The sequence below is a fragment of the Agromyces solani genome, assembly GCF_058349925.1.
The window spans coordinates 1267985-1282161 of sequence record NZ_JBYRER010000001.1 but is presented as its reverse complement, the minus strand read 5'-3'; the positions used below and the strand labels follow the sequence as shown (position 1 = coordinate 1282161).

15 protein-coding genes are annotated in these 14177 nt (G+C 67.5%); 10 read left to right on the top strand and 5 right to left on the bottom strand.

The genetic code is table 11. The annotated features are described in order from the left end of the window. Positions 1-5 precede the first annotated feature (5 nt). Both AC3RJ7_RS05915 and AC3RJ7_RS05910 read right to left on the bottom strand, forming a co-directional pair. Complete coding sequence (locus tag AC3RJ7_RS05915; protein ID WP_491454882.1) at positions 6-398, bottom strand: VOC family protein; 393 nt, start codon at positions 396-398, stop codon at positions 6-8. A 26-nt stretch (positions 399-424) separates the two neighbouring features. After that, positions 425-748, bottom strand: a complete 324-nt coding sequence (locus AC3RJ7_RS05910; protein ID WP_491454881.1) for a hypothetical protein — start codon at positions 746-748, stop codon at positions 425-427. Between the two features lie 180 nt (positions 749-928). Here AC3RJ7_RS05910 and AC3RJ7_RS05905 point away from each other — a divergent pair, with 180 nt between their 5' ends. After that, complete coding sequence (locus AC3RJ7_RS05905; protein ID WP_491454880.1) at positions 929-1957, top strand: LacI family DNA-binding transcriptional regulator; 1029 nt, start codon at positions 929-931, stop codon at positions 1955-1957. A gap of 24 nt (positions 1958-1981) precedes the next feature. On the opposite strand, the gene AC3RJ7_RS05900 is transcribed toward AC3RJ7_RS05905, so the two are convergent. Both AC3RJ7_RS05900 and AC3RJ7_RS05895 read right to left on the bottom strand, forming a co-directional pair. Continuing rightward, the gene (locus AC3RJ7_RS05900; RefSeq protein ID WP_491454879.1) at positions 1982-3040 is read right to left on the bottom strand and encodes a TolB family protein; all 1059 of its coding nucleotides are present in this window, start codon (positions 3038-3040) and stop codon (positions 1982-1984) included. Between the two features lie 98 nt (positions 3041-3138). Further along, positions 3139-4689 (bottom strand): amidohydrolase, encoded by a 1551-nt coding sequence (locus AC3RJ7_RS05895; protein ID WP_491454878.1) that lies wholly within the window; start codon positions 4687-4689, stop codon positions 3139-3141. Between the two features lie 26 nt (positions 4690-4715). Here AC3RJ7_RS05895 and AC3RJ7_RS05890 point away from each other — a divergent pair, with 26 nt between their 5' ends. The 8 genes from AC3RJ7_RS05890 to AC3RJ7_RS05855 all read left to right on the top strand — a co-directional run bounded on the left by AC3RJ7_RS05890 (position 4716) and on the right by AC3RJ7_RS05855 (position 11724). After that, a complete protein-coding gene (locus AC3RJ7_RS05890; protein ID WP_491454877.1) occupies positions 4716-5252 on the top strand; it encodes a hypothetical protein in 537 nt (178 codons plus the stop codon). A gap of 107 nt (positions 5253-5359) precedes the next feature. Then, entirely contained in the window at positions 5360-5806 is a 447-nt protein-coding gene (locus AC3RJ7_RS05885; RefSeq protein ID WP_491454876.1) for a hypothetical protein, read from the top strand. Further along, positions 5803-7293 carry an ATP-binding protein gene (locus tag AC3RJ7_RS05880; RefSeq protein ID WP_491454875.1) on the top strand — a complete coding sequence of 497 codons (1491 nt, stop codon included), beginning with the start codon at positions 5803-5805 and terminating at the stop codon, positions 7291-7293. Before AC3RJ7_RS05885 ends, AC3RJ7_RS05880 begins: the two co-directional genes overlap by 4 nt. 61 nt (positions 7294-7354) lie before the next feature. After that, positions 7355-8344, top strand: coding sequence for a DNA-processing protein DprA (locus AC3RJ7_RS05875; RefSeq protein WP_491454874.1), 990 nt, complete (start codon positions 7355-7357; stop codon positions 8342-8344). Positions 8345-8348: 4 nt separating this feature from the next. After that, complete coding sequence (locus AC3RJ7_RS05870) at positions 8349-10175, top strand: type IV secretory system conjugative DNA transfer family protein (RefSeq protein WP_491454873.1); 1827 nt, start codon at positions 8349-8351, stop codon at positions 10173-10175. A 98-nt stretch (positions 10176-10273) separates the two neighbouring features. Next, positions 10274-10762, top strand: a complete 489-nt coding sequence (locus AC3RJ7_RS05865) for a single-stranded DNA-binding protein (protein WP_491454872.1) — start codon at positions 10274-10276, stop codon at positions 10760-10762. Between the two features lie 50 nt (positions 10763-10812). Further along, on the top strand, positions 10813-11367 hold the full coding sequence (locus AC3RJ7_RS05860; protein ID WP_491455237.1) for a hypothetical protein: 555 nt from the start codon (positions 10813-10815) through the stop codon (positions 11365-11367). Positions 11368-11475: 108 nt separating this feature from the next. Beyond that, positions 11476-11724, top strand: a complete 249-nt coding sequence (locus tag AC3RJ7_RS05855; RefSeq protein WP_491454871.1) for an integrase core domain-containing protein — start codon at positions 11476-11478, stop codon at positions 11722-11724. A gap of 64 nt (positions 11725-11788) precedes the next feature. Here the strand turns inward: AC3RJ7_RS05855 and AC3RJ7_RS05850 are convergent, their stop codons facing one another. Beyond that, positions 11789-12325, bottom strand: a complete 537-nt coding sequence (locus AC3RJ7_RS05850) for a hypothetical protein (protein WP_491454870.1) — start codon at positions 12323-12325, stop codon at positions 11789-11791. A 437-nt stretch (positions 12326-12762) separates the two neighbouring features. Between AC3RJ7_RS05850 and AC3RJ7_RS05845 the strand changes: the two genes are divergently transcribed. Then, positions 12763-14148: a sulfatase-like hydrolase/transferase gene (locus tag AC3RJ7_RS05845; RefSeq protein WP_491454869.1), complete on the top strand. Its 1386-nt coding sequence runs from the start codon at positions 12763-12765 to the stop codon at positions 14146-14148. The last annotated feature ends 29 nt before the right edge of the window (positions 14149-14177 follow it).

The following is a 14177-nucleotide window of genomic DNA, read 5'->3' as shown; positions in this document are numbered from 1 at the left end:
CCCGGTCAGGAGCCGTCGGGTGGGCTGAGGCAGACCACCTCCAGCTTGAATCCGTGCGGGTCGAGGAAGTACGTCGCGTAGTGGTCCGGGCCGAACTGCGGGAACACGCGCGGCGCGTGCAGCACCGTGTCGCCGCGCTCCCGCACCCAGTCGTGGATCGCATCGACCTCGGAGCGCGTCGCGACGAGGAAGGCGAGGTGCTGCAGGCCCGTGCGGTCGCGGGAGTAGTCGCCGCTCGCCCTGGCCTCGTAGAGGAAGAGTTGGGCACCGTTCCAGTCGACCGGACAGTAGCCGTTGTCGAAGCACTCCTGGAAGCCGACCATCGGCATGAGCTCGTCGTAGTAGCGCTTGGCGGTCGCGACATCGGGTACCGCCAGGCCGATGTGTTCGATGGGCATGCCCCCACCCCCTCACTGGCTCGTGGTCAGTCGACGCTCTCGATCACGAACATCGTCGTCGCCCACCCGACTGCGAGCAACGACACCGCTCCGAGCACCCACGAGACCGCCGTCAGCGCACCGAGCCGCTGCCGACGGGTCCGTGTCAGGTGCACGGGGACGACGATGCAGTTGATCAGCAATGCGAGGTACGCCGCGAGCCAATACGGAACGAGCCCGATCGCCGCCATACCGCACGCTGCGCAATCTTCTGGGATCGTGGCCTGGAACCGCCAGGTCATGACCGTTGCGACCGCAACGATCACGAGGCTCACGACGAGCCAGACGATGTAGCCGGCGAACTTCACCACACGCTCATCATGGCCCGATCGGAATCGGATTCGCATCGATCCGAGTACGAGTACGCACCTTCGGGGCCGACCCCGTCTTTGCATTCGGCGAACCCGTTGATCTGCACGTGGCCGCTCGCGCCCGTCCGGCCAGTCGAGTCGGATGCGTGGGCTCGTGGTCGCTGGTGGTAGCGTCGCTGCATGTCCCAGAAGCGCCCCGTGACGCTCCAGGACGTGGCCGACCTCGCCGGAGTCTCGCGCGGTGCGGCGTCGTTCGCGCTCACGAATCGCAGTGGGGTCTCAGCGGCGACGCGTGAGCGAGTGCGCGCCGCAGCGGCTGAGCTCGGGTACCGGCCGAACCCGACGGCGCGCAATCTGAGGACGTCCCGCACCGGCATCGTCGCCGTGTACCTGCCGCGTGTCGCCCCATCGCTCAGCTACTATGCGGCGGCGACGTTCGGCGTCCTGGACGAGGCGCAGGACGCAGGCTACCTCGTAACGCTCGTTCCGCGGCCGACGACGCCCACGCCGCTGCCGGCGCTCCATGCCGACGGCGTCATCGCGATCGACCCGATCGGCGGGGACCCGGTCCTCGATGAGATCCTGGGTTCCGGCATCCCCGTTGTGAGCGGCGAGGCGATGCCCGAAGGGTACGCGCCGACCCGAGGCGAGGTGCGCTCGGACCACGCGGCGACGACCCGCGAGCTGCTGGACCACTTCGATGAACGGGGCGCCCGCTCGCCCGCGATCATCGTGCCGGACACGACCGCGACCTGGTCGACCGAGATCGAACGCGCCTACTCCGAGTGGTGCGCAGCCCACGGTCGGCGTGGACGCATCGAACGCGTGGGTGTGCGGGGGCTCGGTATCGAAGGCATCACCGCATCGACCATCGCGGCGACGCGACGACTCCTCGATGCGAGCGATCCGGCCGACGCGATCATCGCCTTGTCCGAGGGATCGGTGCTCAACGTGGTCACGAGCGCGAAGGAGTTCGGACGGAGGATCGGTGACGACCTGCTGGTCGCGGCCGCCGTGGACTCGCCCACGCTGCAGTACACCGAGCCGCCGATCACCGCCGTGGACCTTCGCCCGCACGAGTTCGGTCGGGCGCTGATGCGGGTCATGCGCGATGTGCTCGACGGGAAGGTCGCGCCCGGCGAGACCCGTCGGCTCGTCGTGCCCATCGAGGTCGTCCTGCGAGAGTCCACAGCCGGGACGACTGGCTGAAGACACGGGCGACGCACTCACGACTCATAGCGATGGCGGACGCCAGGCCGGCGACATCTCGCACGCCGCGGAGTCCGTGAGGTTGACGGCTTCGCCCCCTACCCGTTGCACCCAGATGTCGCAGTCCCGCGTGAAGGCGATCGTGCCGCCGTCGGGGCTCCACGCCGGTTCGTCGGCGTCGGCTGAGGCATCCGTGACCTCTCGCACTTCACGCTGCCCGCCGTCGAGTGAGACGGTACGGATCCGGCGCACGCCGTCGATGAGCCAGGTGAACGCGATCGTGCGGCCGTCGGGCGACCATGCGGGGTGGGCGGCCACGCCGCCCTCGACGATCGGGCGTGAGCGCCCGTCTTCCCACACCATGAGCGGTTGCTCGCAGGGCGTCTCTGGGGTCGCCTCACAGCCCGGCTGCGCGGCGACATAGGCGAGCCGTGCCCCGTCCGCCGACCAGGCCGGGTGATACACCGAAGCCTGATCGGCGATGACCGGCAGCGAAGCCGTGCCGTCCAGGTCGACGGACTCGATCGCCGAGACGGACTGGGCGCCCGAGGACTCCCGCGACGAGACCTGCGCCGTCTGCACGTACACCTCGTCGTTCGACCGGAACGACGACACCGAGGGAACCCGCGAGCCGGTGATGAGTTCGGTCACTCCCGGATCTTCGTCCACGACGAGCACGGCCATCTCGTAGTGACCCTCGCGGAAGATCCGACCGACCACCGACAACTGGGAGCCGTCCGCCGACCACGCCGGGTTCGTCGCCGCGAGTTCCGACAGTGTGACGCGGCCCGAGCCGTCCGGCTCGATTCCGCCGAGACGGAACGTGCCGTCGTCGTTGCCCGAGAACACGATCGCCGGCACGTCGTCGACGATCAGGGTCGCGAGCTCAGGGTCGTCGGCGTGCTCCGGCTCCGTGATCGGGGCGTCGTGCACATGGCCGTGGCCGTCGTCTTCGGCCTCCGCGGCGGACGTCGGCGAGTCGAGCGATTGATCCACCGCGACGGAGCAACCGGCCAGCAGCGTGACCGCGGCGATGACGGGGATGATTCGGGCTCGGGTGGCCGCACGGGAGCGTGGGTGCATTGGGAGATCTCCTTCGATCTGGCGGTCACGTCGAGGGCGGCGGACCGGTCTGCGGCGAACGCTCGCAGACCGGCCCGCCGATTTCGCAGGTGTTCCGGTCAGCCCACAGGGTTCGCCGGGTCGGAGTAGACGACCGTGCCGCTCAGCATGGTCATCAGGACCTTGGTGTCGGAGATCTCCTCCGTCGGGATCGAGAAGAGATCCTGGTCGATGACGATCAGGTCGGCGGCCTTGCCCACCTCGATGGAGCCGGTCACGTCGTCCTGGTGCATCTGGTAGGCGACGCCGATCGTGGAGGCCTTGAGCGAACGGATGAGCGAGATGCCTTCCGAGCCGACGAGCTGGCCGGGCAGGATCCCGGCGGCCTCGTTGACTTCGCCCTCGCGGTCGATCGCGGTCTCGATCTGCGTCCACGGGATGAGGTCGGTCACGGGCCAGTCGGAGCCCGCTGCGACGACCCCGCCGCCGTCGAGGATCGACTTCGCCGGGTACATGCCGGCGAGATCCTCGGGTGCGATGTAGCCCTCTGCGCCGTTCACCGTCCAGCCGTCCCGTTGGGCCCACTGGAGCGACATGCTCGCGACCACGCCGAGCTCGCCGAAGCGAGGCCGGTCGACGGGGCGCACGAACTGCAGGTGAGTGATCGTGTCGCGACGGTCCCAAGCCGGGTTCTGCGCCTGGATCGCCTCGAAATTGTCGAGCGTGACCTTCACGGCGCGGTCGCCGATGCTGTGCGTGTGGATCGTCCAGCCGTCCTTGTCGAGCGCGAGGAACCCGTCGAGGCCGTCCTCGCACGACGGCTCCTCGCCGCGGAGGTCGCCTTCGACCCAGACCGGGTTCTCGGCTGTTCCGACGTTGATTCGGTACGGCTTCATCATCGCGGCGGTCTGCCCGGGATACTCCGGCACGCCGTCGCAGAAGATCTTGACCGTGTCGATGGCGAGCGACCCCGGGCTGTTCGGCGAGGTGTAGCCGTCGTAGGCGTCTCGCACCGCGTTGATGCGGTCGAGCACCTTCTGGATGCCTGCCGCGTCGGCTCCGCGCACATCGCTGGCGGAGAGCGCCTGGTTCAGGCGGACCGTCAGCTCGCCCTCATCGGCCAGGCGCTTCGCGAGCGCGGCATTGTTCGCACTGCCGCCCGGTCGCAGCACCGAGGTGATGCCGAGCCGGTTCGCCTTCTCGATGTTCGTGACGAGCTGCTTGAAGGCCGCGTCGGCCGGGGCCGGCGTGCCGGGTCCGAAGTTCGCCGAGTAGTCGGCGAACGTCCCGTTCGGCTCGCCCGCGGCATCGTGCCCGATGAACCCGCCCGACGGCGGAACGGTATCACGGGTGATGCCCGCGTTCGTGATCGCCTGGGAGTTCGTGGCGTACTTGTGGCCGTCCATGTTGCGGACCACGATCGGCCGGGTCGTGCCCGTGCCGTACGGGTCGTCCGCGGGCGACTTCGACAGGCGGTCGAGCGTCTGCCGGTCGAGGATCGTGCCCTTCGGCTGCATCGCATCGCCCATGAAGTTCTGGGCCGACAGCACGTAGTTGCTCGTCAGGTAGCCGCTCTGCTCGGCACTGAGCAGGCAGGCCTTGAGCTTGCCGAGCACGATGTCGACCGTGCCGCCCTCGTAGCCCATGTCGCATCCCTCAATCCTGGCCATCCGACCTACAATCTATCCTCGGAATCATGGCCGAGCCTCTGATGGATCGCGAGGATGATCTCGACGACCACAATTACCAAGTACGCGAGGTATACGCGCAGTATGGCCTGTCCAGTTATCTCGGTCAGGTCGTCGAGAAGGGCGTCGTCAATCTCCTGACGCTGCACGCCAACTTTGAGTCCTCCAATCCGACTCAACAGAGCTTCGACGCGTTCTTCGAGAAATACGCGACGTACACGATGGGTCGCCTCATCACCGCAACGGAGAAGGCGTTCCCGACGGAAGTCGAGACGATCGCCGCGCTGAGGCGAGCTCTGCCTCTCCGCAACTCATTAGCCCATGACTTCTTCTGGGACCGAGCGACACAGTTCATGTCTTTCGCCGGGCGAGAGGCGATGCTCACAGAGATCATGAATATGCATGAGCCGTTCCAAGCGGCCGACCTGCTCGTCAGCGACCTCGTGCGCCGTGTGGTCGAAGCGAGCGGCATCACCCCAGAACAGTTCGAGGCGAACCTCTCCGAAGCCCTAGACGAGATACGGGCGCAGATCCCTAACGACTAGCTAGCTGCAGGCCGTCAAGGAGTCCGCTCAGTTGCGACTGCCAGATCGTCCCTCTGTGTTACACCGAGCGCACCTTTCATGCAGAGCATCCCTGATTGGAGCGGCGCATGTATGTCTTCGAACGTGATGAACGGTCCACGCGGTGGATCAGCATCGCATTCCTGCAGGGCAAGGATGCCACGGAGTTCCTGGACCTCATTGACGAGGAAGGCCCGATCTCCGCGATCTATCGCCTCAGCGAGCGCGACCTAGGCGATGAGAGCGTTGAGGCCGCTCTCGCGAACGGCTACGTGTACGACGCCGTGCCTGCCGGAAGCACTGACCGAACGATCGAACCCTTCGGGTCGCCCTATGCGCTGACGTACAGCGAGAAGTACGGATACGTCTCGCTACTCCGCCGGTACGAGGTGCAGCCTCAACATGACCATCCGGTGCCGATAGGCGGAACGTTGCTCGCCTTCGAACGGCCTACGCAGTCGCATGCCGGTGATTCGCTCGCACGTGCGTCCTCGGCGATGCGAGGCTCGCGGGTGGAGCACGGGGTTGCGTTGTGATCGTCGGCGAACGTCTGCACACGTCGCCGCTGATCAACCCGCACCACGAGCCGCACCGTCTCCGGCGGGCGCGCAAGCGCGCAGCATCCAGGATCGAACACGACGCTCGGAAGGCGGCCGCCGGCACACGGCGTGAACAATACGAGGCCGAACGTTCGGCCGCTTGTGCAGCCAGCTACCTGCCCCGTTCCGGCGAGCCTGGACCTGCTACTCTCCGCAGCCCGGGCCGGCTGAAGCTTCCGAAGCATCAGGACACCTCGGCGACGCTCGCAGGCCACTACCCATTCCTCGCTGAGGGAGGTCTCGGCTCGGCTGGCGTGTTCGTCGGCCAGGACCTCTATTCGGGCGGGTCGTTCGTTTACGACCCGTGGGTGCTCTACCAGCGGGGTATGATCACGGCTCCGAACGTTGTGCTGGCTGGCATCGTCGGCTCCGGGAAGTCGTCACTCGCGAAGTCGCTGTACACGCGATCGTTGCCGTTCGGGCGGCGCGTCTATGTGCCTGGTGACCCGAAGGGTGAGCACACTGTCGTCGCCGAGACCGTCGGTGGGAAGGCGATCATTCTCGGCCATGGCCTGCGCAATCGGCTGAACCCGCTCGATGAGGGGCACCGGCCGAGCACTGCATCCGACGCCGAGTGGGCCGCCCAACTCGCCGCACGCCGACGTGAGCTCATCGGCGCGCTCGCCGAGACCGTGCTCGACCGCCCGCTCTCCCCGCTCGAGCACACCGCCATCGACCTCGCGCTCAACGACGCCGTGCACAGCGCCGACGTGCCAATCCTGCCGATGGTCGTCGACCGCATCCTCGACCCGAGCATCACGACCGACCCCGACCGTCGCCTGGGCGAAGACGGACGCCTCGTCGCCCACGCACTCCGCCGCCTCGTCGCCGGAGACCTCGCCGGCCTCTTCGACGGGCCCTCAACGGTTCGATTCGACCCGTCACTGCCGATGGTCTCGCTCGACCTCTCACGGGTGGCCGAGAATTCGACCCTCATATCGGTGCTGATGACGTGTTCGTCAGCGTGGATGGAATCAGCACTCTCCGATCCCGACGGCGGGCAACGCTGGGTGGTCTACGACGAAGCCTGGCGACTCATGGCCTACCCGGCACTGCTCCGTCGCATGGACGCCCAGTGGCGCCTCGCCCGGCACTTCGGCATCGCGAACATGCTGATCTTCCACAAGCTCTCCGACCTCGACAACGTCGGCGACTCCGGGTCCGCGATGCGCGCCCTCGCGTCATCCCTGCTCGCGAACGCAGAGACTCGCATCGTCTACCGGCAGGAGCCCGACCAACTCGGCGCAACCGCGACGGCCCTTGGGCTCTCCAGCACCGAGCAGAAGCTCCTCCCAACGCTCGGCACCGGGCAAGGGCTCTGGCGCGTCAAAGACCGGAGCTTCGTGGTGCAGCATCAACTCCACCCCGCCGAGCTGGCAGCGTTCGACACCACGGCCCGCATGATGGCGGGCGCTTCACGGTGATCTGGATGCCTCGTGCCGACGGCCACGCGGGTGCACCTTCCGGTCACACCGAGGAGGCACTGTGACCACAGACGACGAACGTGACGCGAGGATGACGCTCGCCGTCGCATCCGAACCGGCCGACATCATCACCGGCACCCTCGTCGGCCGCCTCGGCGCCGCCGAGACCCTCTCGCTCATCGAGTCCCGCACCGCCCTTCCGTCCGACATCGACCCCGCCGAGGGGGAACTCTGGCGTCGACGGCTTGCTTCGCGGCTGACGCCCGGCGAAAACGATCGAATCCTCAGCCGGATGGAGCAGCACGAGCTGCGCATGATCACGCCCGGCGACCAAGGCTGGCCCACCGAGTTGAGCCAGCTCGGACCGAGCGAACCGCTCGCACTCTGGATGAGAGGCGACATCGCACCGCTGAACGTGGCGTTGCAGCAGAGAGTCGCAATGATCGGAGCGAGGGCCTCGACGTCATACGGCGATCGGATGGCGGCAGACATCGCAGCTGATCTGACCGGCCGGGGGAAGGTGGTCGTCACGGGAGGCGCGTACGGCATCGACGCTGCTGCCCTCCGCACGGCGACAGATACGGCCCCCGCTCATGCGATCGCGATCCTCGCAGGTGGACTCGATCTGCCCTACCCCAGCGGCCACGACGACCTCTTCGCCCACGTCACCGGCGCAGGGGGTCTCCTGCTCAGCGAACTCCCACCGGGAACCGCGCCGACCAAGTGGCGGTTCCTGCAACGAGCGCGACTCGTCGCGGTCCTGGGCAGCGTGACGATCGTCGTCGAAGCCGGCCGACGGTCGACCTCACTGCACATCGCTGGGATCGCGCACGCGCTCGGCCGCCCCGTCGGCGCCGTCCCCGGACCGCTCACCTCGGTCGCCAGCGCCGGCGCGCACCGGCTGATCCAAGACGGCATCGCCAGCCTCGTCGTCAACGCCGCCGACGTCATTGACCTGACGGATCCGGCCGCCAGATACGCCGCCAGCCGCCCCTTCGCTGACTCCCACGCGCGCCGCAATCGCCTCGTTGGCACCCCAATCGGTCGCTGATTACATGAGCACCCAACGACACACTTCCGCCGGGCTCGGCGACGAGCTCACCAACTTCGGCATGATCGTGCTGATCGGAGGTGCTGGACTCACGCTCGTGCTCCGAGCCGCTGGAAGCGCCGCGGCATGGGCCACGGGCACCACTCAACCAACCAGCGGTCCAGGGTCCGGTGTCGCAGTCCTCTTCAATCCCGGCGATCCCGGAAGCGCGCTCGGCGCCCCGGACCTGCATCCGGTCGCCTATTGGGTCACCGCCGGACTGTTCGTCGCAGCCGCCGCGGCGGCCGCGCTCTTGATCGGGCACGCCTTGCATACGTCGACGCATGCCCGCCGAGTCGATCCGCTTCGGTATCCCGGAATCGCCACGAGATCCGAGATTGCGCGAGCGGCATCGCACGCTGCGCTCATGAGGCGCGCCAGACATCTACGCCCGTCATTGACGGGCGCGACCCCGACTGATGTCGGCTACCGGCTCGGTAGTTCCCGGGGCGTAGAGGTGTGGGCATCGGTCGAAGACTCGATCCTCGTCATCGGCCCACCCCGCTCCGGCAAGGGCGCGCACATCGTCATCAACGCGGTTCTGGATGCACCCGGCCCCGTCGTGACGACGTCTACCCGCCCTGACAATCTCACGACGACCTTGCGCGCGCGAGAGCAGCAGGGGCCGGTCGCCGTCTTCGACCCACAGCACCTCGCTGCCGGCATCCCTTCGGGTCTCCGGTGGTCGCCCATTCGTGGATGCGACGACCCGCTCACCGCGATGATCCGCGCGACCGGCCTCGCCGCCGGCACCGGCCTCGCCGCAGGTGGTGTCGAGAGCGGTAGCTTCTGGGAAGCCAAGACCCGCGTCGCCCTCCAAGCGCTCCTCCATGCCGCCGCCCTCGACCATCGCACGCCCGTCGAATTGTTCCGCTGGACCCTCGACCCCGCGGCTGCAGCCGATGCCGTCGCGATCCTCACCGCCAACCCTTCCGCCGCGGTCGGATGGGGTGATTCCTTGCAGGCGATGCTCGAAGCCGACCCACGAACCCGTGACTCGATCTGGCAGGGCGTCTCGCTCTCACTCGCCGCGCTCGCCGATCCACGCGTGCTCGACGCCGTCTCCGCCAGCGACCAGGAGGAATTCCGCCCCGAGTCGTTCCTCAGGAGCAACGGCACCCTCTATCTGCTCGCCACCAGTGCAGGCGCGAACAACGCGGCATCGCTCGTCGCCGCGCTCCTCGAAGACGTCATCGAAACGGCCCGGCGGATCGCCGCCCGCAGCCCTGGCGCCCGCCTCGACCCTCCCCTGCTGCTCGCCCTCGACGAGATCGGCAACCTCGCCCCGCTCCCTTCGCTCCCCAGCCTCATGGCCGAAGGAGGCGGCACCGGAATCACGACGATGCCGGTACTGCAATCCCTCGCCCAAGCCAGAACGAAGTGGTCAGACAGCGCAGCAAGCACGATCTGGGATGCTTCGATCGTCAAGATCGTCCTCGGCGGAGCATCCAACTCGAAAGACCTGCAGGATCTCTCCACCTTGATCGGCGACCGGGACGACGCAACCGACTCGACCACCATCGGCGACCGCGGGTCGCGCTCCTCGCAACGCTCGGTACGCCGCGTTGCGACGATGCCGCCCGACGCGATCCGCACCCTCCCATTCGGAACGGGACTCATCCTGCTGCGCTCAGCGCCGCCGATCATTGCGCGCCTCCGCGCCTGGACCCGACGAGCCGACGGGAACGCACTCTGGGCAGGGCGTGCCGACGTCGAAGCTCTGCTGGGCGCACCAGCGCCCCAAGCGGCATCCGAACCGGAAGCCGACGAGGCGACCGATCCCGTCGAGTGAGACAGCCTCGAGGGGTGTGGATGCCGCGGCGGAGCACCGAGCGCACCTCTTGGTGAGCGCGGATCGACGGTCCGCCCGGCACAGGAAGGCACAGTCCCATGGCTCTGCACACTCAGCAATCGATCTCGGGCTTCATCGCGACCGAGCCCCGGCAGTCGGTCACCGAGCGCGGCGAGACCCGCTTCTACGCACGCATCGGCCAACCCAGGTTCCGCCGCGAAGACGACGGCACCTTCACCGAACTCGCGCCCACGTTCCACGACCTCGTCGCCTATCGGGCCATCGCCGACCGTGCCATGGCCCGGTTCGCGAAGGGCGATAGCTTCGTCGCCGAAGGCTACGTCCGCACCTTCCAGGTCGAGCACGACGGCGAGATCGTCGACCGAGAAGAGTTCGTCGCGAAAAAGCTCGGTCACGACCTCGCACGCACCGAGTACGAGGTCGATCGCTCCCGCCGGCACACCGCGGTCATCCAGGCGGATGCCACGGCCAAGGTCAATGACACCCTCGCGGCGGAGGGCGATCAGCCGCGAACGCACGAGAGCGGCGGGCCGGCAGCCTTCGGAAATGCCGTCCTCGGATTGTGATCGACGTGGTCGACGCATCGCGAGGAGCCGCGTCCGCCGACCAGGAGCCCCTGTTCGGCGGACGCACCTTCAACGAAGCCCTCTTCGACGACCATGCCTTCGACGGCGCCACCGAACCACTGATCGCCGAGCCGCCGCATCCCGTCAATTGGAACGTTCTCACTGCCGAACAAGCCGAGACCGAATGGATCGAGCTCAACCGCTGGGTCAACTGGCTCCGCCGCACCTACGGCCTCCCGGCGTCGATCATCCCGCCGTTCTGGCACCGCCATCCCGAACTCGTGTGGGAGCTCTCCGCCCTGCACCTTCATTGGCTCAGTGCCTACGACCCCGACCAGCACGGCTCGGCCCCCTTCGGCTGGCACCGCGACTTCGCCGACGCCCGCAACCGACTCCACGATTGGGTCGCCACCTCCGGCGCCCGCCTCGACCGCGACCGCCCCACCCGCCAAACCAGCTGGCCGGGCGAGCCGCCGGCACAGGCTATCGATGACGTCGTCATCTCCGATCGTGAAACCGACTTCGTCGAGTTCGTCGTCGCCGATATCGAGCGTCGTCGCGCGTCCAACGTGCAGGATTCAAGCCCGCTCGATCCTCGCGGCTGACGGTTGCGTCACTGGGGCAGGTGCGAGGCGGATCGCCTCCGCCACGACCGGGCGGCCTGACCGATCGCCCTGACGTGGCGAGGTCGGCGCGGCTCCGATGGACCGAGAATGGGTGAACACCGTCACGATGTATGTGCCGCTGTCGGGGTACCGCACGACCGAAGCTTCGTTGCCGACACCGAGAGTTTCTTCGGACACCTCGAGGACGAGCTCTACTGCAACACCACGTTCCTCACCGTCGATGCGCTGATCGAGGCGATCGATGCCTACGTAATCTGGTCCAACACGGACCGAGGCCATACAGCGCTGCAGGGCCTGAGCCCGGCGGAACACCGGACCCAGGCCCTCACGCGCTAGACCCCTGCGCCTATCCTTGGCCTCTGGGACCGGTTCAGCATGCGGGGCCTTCGTCGGGGCGTACCTACGCTGATGCGCCCTTGCTCGCCTCGGCGGCGTCGATCTCGGACGCGAGCTCCTTGTCGAGGTCGCCCCACGTCGTACCGGTGACCTTGCTCGCCTCGGCGTGGCTGAGCAGCGGGGTGATGTCGCTCCCCTTCTGGTTGACCGCGACGACGACCAGCCCGGATTCTCCGGCCTCGAGGAGGTCGGCGAGTTCGCGAACCTCCTTCTTCGGGATGTTGTGGTGGAAGTGGCCGACGATCGCGCCGACGCCCGAGCCCGTCCCGGCCGATGCCGCGACCGCGGCGATGCCCAGCGGCGGCACCAGCAGCGCGAGCGCGCCACCGAGCGCCGCGCCGCCCCAGATGAGGTGCTTGGTGGTGCTGTCGTGGCGGTCCATGCGCAGGTCGCCGTTCTCATCCTTGGTCAGCACCGCGACAGCCGTGTGGTCGAACTCGCCATCGTGCCGGGCGTCCCAGACCGCGTGGAAGTCCTTCACTGCCGAGTCTCGATCCGCGTACTTCGCCGCGGCGAGCGTGATCGGAGTGTCCTTGTTCAAATTGCACCTCCTGTTTGCATGAAGGGCGGAATTCCTACCCCCGGATCGAGCCTTGAACACCTCCGGCCGGTTGCCATCACCCAGAATTGACGAAGTCTCTCCTACGTGTGGCTGCTCGGGCTCGAGGGCGTCGCGCAAAGGCCGGCGTCCGTGCCGCAGGCCTCTGAACCGTGACTTCACCCCGCCCGTGCCTGGGTGATGAACGTCACCGACGTTCGTACATGACGCGCTCATGGAGTCGATCAACGAGCTCTACGAAGCCGAGTGCGTCCGCACGTTCACTCCATCTATGTGATGTCGGCGCTCTCCCACGCTCCTTACGCTGACGCGTACCAACGCGGCAGGGGTGGGCGCAACAGGTCGACGACGGTGTCCCCGTCGGAGTTCACGTCCGAGACGCAGCGCCGCGTACGGGATGCAATGTGGAGGAGGGGGCTATGCCGAACACAAAGAAGCCGAACATCGTCTTTGTGCTGTACGACAACATCGGGTGGGGCGACTGGGGCGTCTACGGCGGAACGACCGCGACGCCGAGGATCGATGAGTTCGCCGGTCAGGGGGTCCGATTCAACAATTACAACGTCGAGTCCCAGTGCACGCCGACGCGCGCGGCCTGCTTGACGGGACGACTGCCGTCCCGCTCCGGCACGTACGCGGTGCCCCTGCCCGGGCAGGGCGCCTACGGGCTCAGCCCCTGGGAGTACACGCTGGCCGAGCTGCTCTCCGATGCCGGGTACGCGACGTCGGCGTGGGGCAAGTGGCATCTCGGAGAGGTGGAAGGCCGGCTCCCGACCGACCAGGGCTTCGACGAATGGTGGGGCTACCGCAACACCATCGATGAGGCCGGGTACTCCTCGTACGCCGGATTCCGCGAACTCGTGAAGGACGGTGTCGTAGAGCAACCGAAGATCTGGGAGGCGAAGCGCGGCGAGAAGCCGGTCGCGGTGGCCGACCTCGACCTCGCGATCCGACCCCTCGTGGACGAGAAGATCGCCGGGCTGGCGACGGACTTCATCCAGCGCAAGGCGAAGGACGGAGAGCCGTTCTTCACCTACGTCGCCTTCTCGCACGTGCACCCCCCGGAGGCGGCTCACCCCGATTTCGACCAGACCTCGCCGGAGCGGAACGGCCGGTACGCCGACATCATCGCGGAGACCGACTACCGCTTCGGGCAGATCCTCGACGCCATCGACGACGCGGGCATCGCCGACAACACGATCGTGCTGCTGCTGAGCGACAACGCCGCCGGAGGCGTCGACGCCACCCTCGGCGGGTCGAACGGCCCCTGGCACGGGAACTTCATGACCCCGCCGTTCGAGGGCAGCATGCGGGTGCCCGGGATGGTCCGCTGGCCGGGCAAGATCCCGGCAGGCGTCGTCACCAATGAGCTGCTGTCCGCGGTCGACTGGTTCAGCACGCTCGCGACGCTCGCCGGTGCGGCCGACCGGGTGCCGACCGACCGGCCGATCGACAGCGTCGACGTCTCCGAGTTCCTGCTCGGCAACGCCGACTCGACCGGGCGCGAGTCGATCCTGTTCTGCGGCCCCGACGGCGAACCCATGTCGGTCAAGTGGCACGACATCAAAGTCGTCCTCCGGTACGCCGAGGGAATCGGCGAACCCATCTGCAAGCCCATGTTCCCGCACGTGTACGACCTCAGCAGCGATCCCGGCGAGCAGTACAACCTCATGAGCGAGAAGCTCGACATGGGGTGGATGTTCGCGCCGGCGTTCAGGGAGGTCGGCGCCTACCTCCGAAGCGTCGCGCAGTACCCGAACACCAAGCCGGGTGAAGACTTCGAGGGCTACAAGCAGACCGCCTGATGCGGAATCGCACGACACCACCGTTGAGG

Coding starts and splice junctions, on each gene's coding strand:
- AC3RJ7_RS05905 (WP_491454880.1), top strand. CDS start 929: ATGTCCCAGAAGCGCCCCGTGACGCTCCAGGACGTGGCCGACCTCGCC.
- AC3RJ7_RS05900 (WP_491454879.1), bottom strand. CDS start 3,040: ATGCACCCACGCTCCCGTGCGGCCACCCGAGCCCGAATCATCCCCGTC.
- AC3RJ7_RS05885 (WP_491454876.1), top strand. CDS start 5,360: ATGTATGTCTTCGAACGTGATGAACGGTCCACGCGGTGGATCAGCATC.
- AC3RJ7_RS05895 (WP_491454878.1), bottom strand. CDS start 4,689: ATGGCCAGGATTGAGGGATGCGACATGGGCTACGAGGGCGGCACGGTC.
- AC3RJ7_RS05855 (WP_491454871.1), top strand. CDS start 11,476: ATGGGTGAACACCGTCACGATGTATGTGCCGCTGTCGGGGTACCGCAC.
- AC3RJ7_RS05865 (WP_491454872.1), top strand. CDS start 10,274: ATGGCTCTGCACACTCAGCAATCGATCTCGGGCTTCATCGCGACCGAG.
- AC3RJ7_RS05890 (WP_491454877.1), top strand. CDS start 4,716: ATGGCCGAGCCTCTGATGGATCGCGAGGATGATCTCGACGACCACAAT.
- AC3RJ7_RS05845 (WP_491454869.1), top strand. CDS start 12,763: ATGCCGAACACAAAGAAGCCGAACATCGTCTTTGTGCTGTACGACAAC.
- AC3RJ7_RS05915 (WP_491454882.1), bottom strand. CDS start 398: ATGCCCATCGAACACATCGGCCTGGCGGTACCCGATGTCGCGACCGCC.
- AC3RJ7_RS05870 (WP_491454873.1), top strand. CDS start 8,349: ATGAGCACCCAACGACACACTTCCGCCGGGCTCGGCGACGAGCTCACC.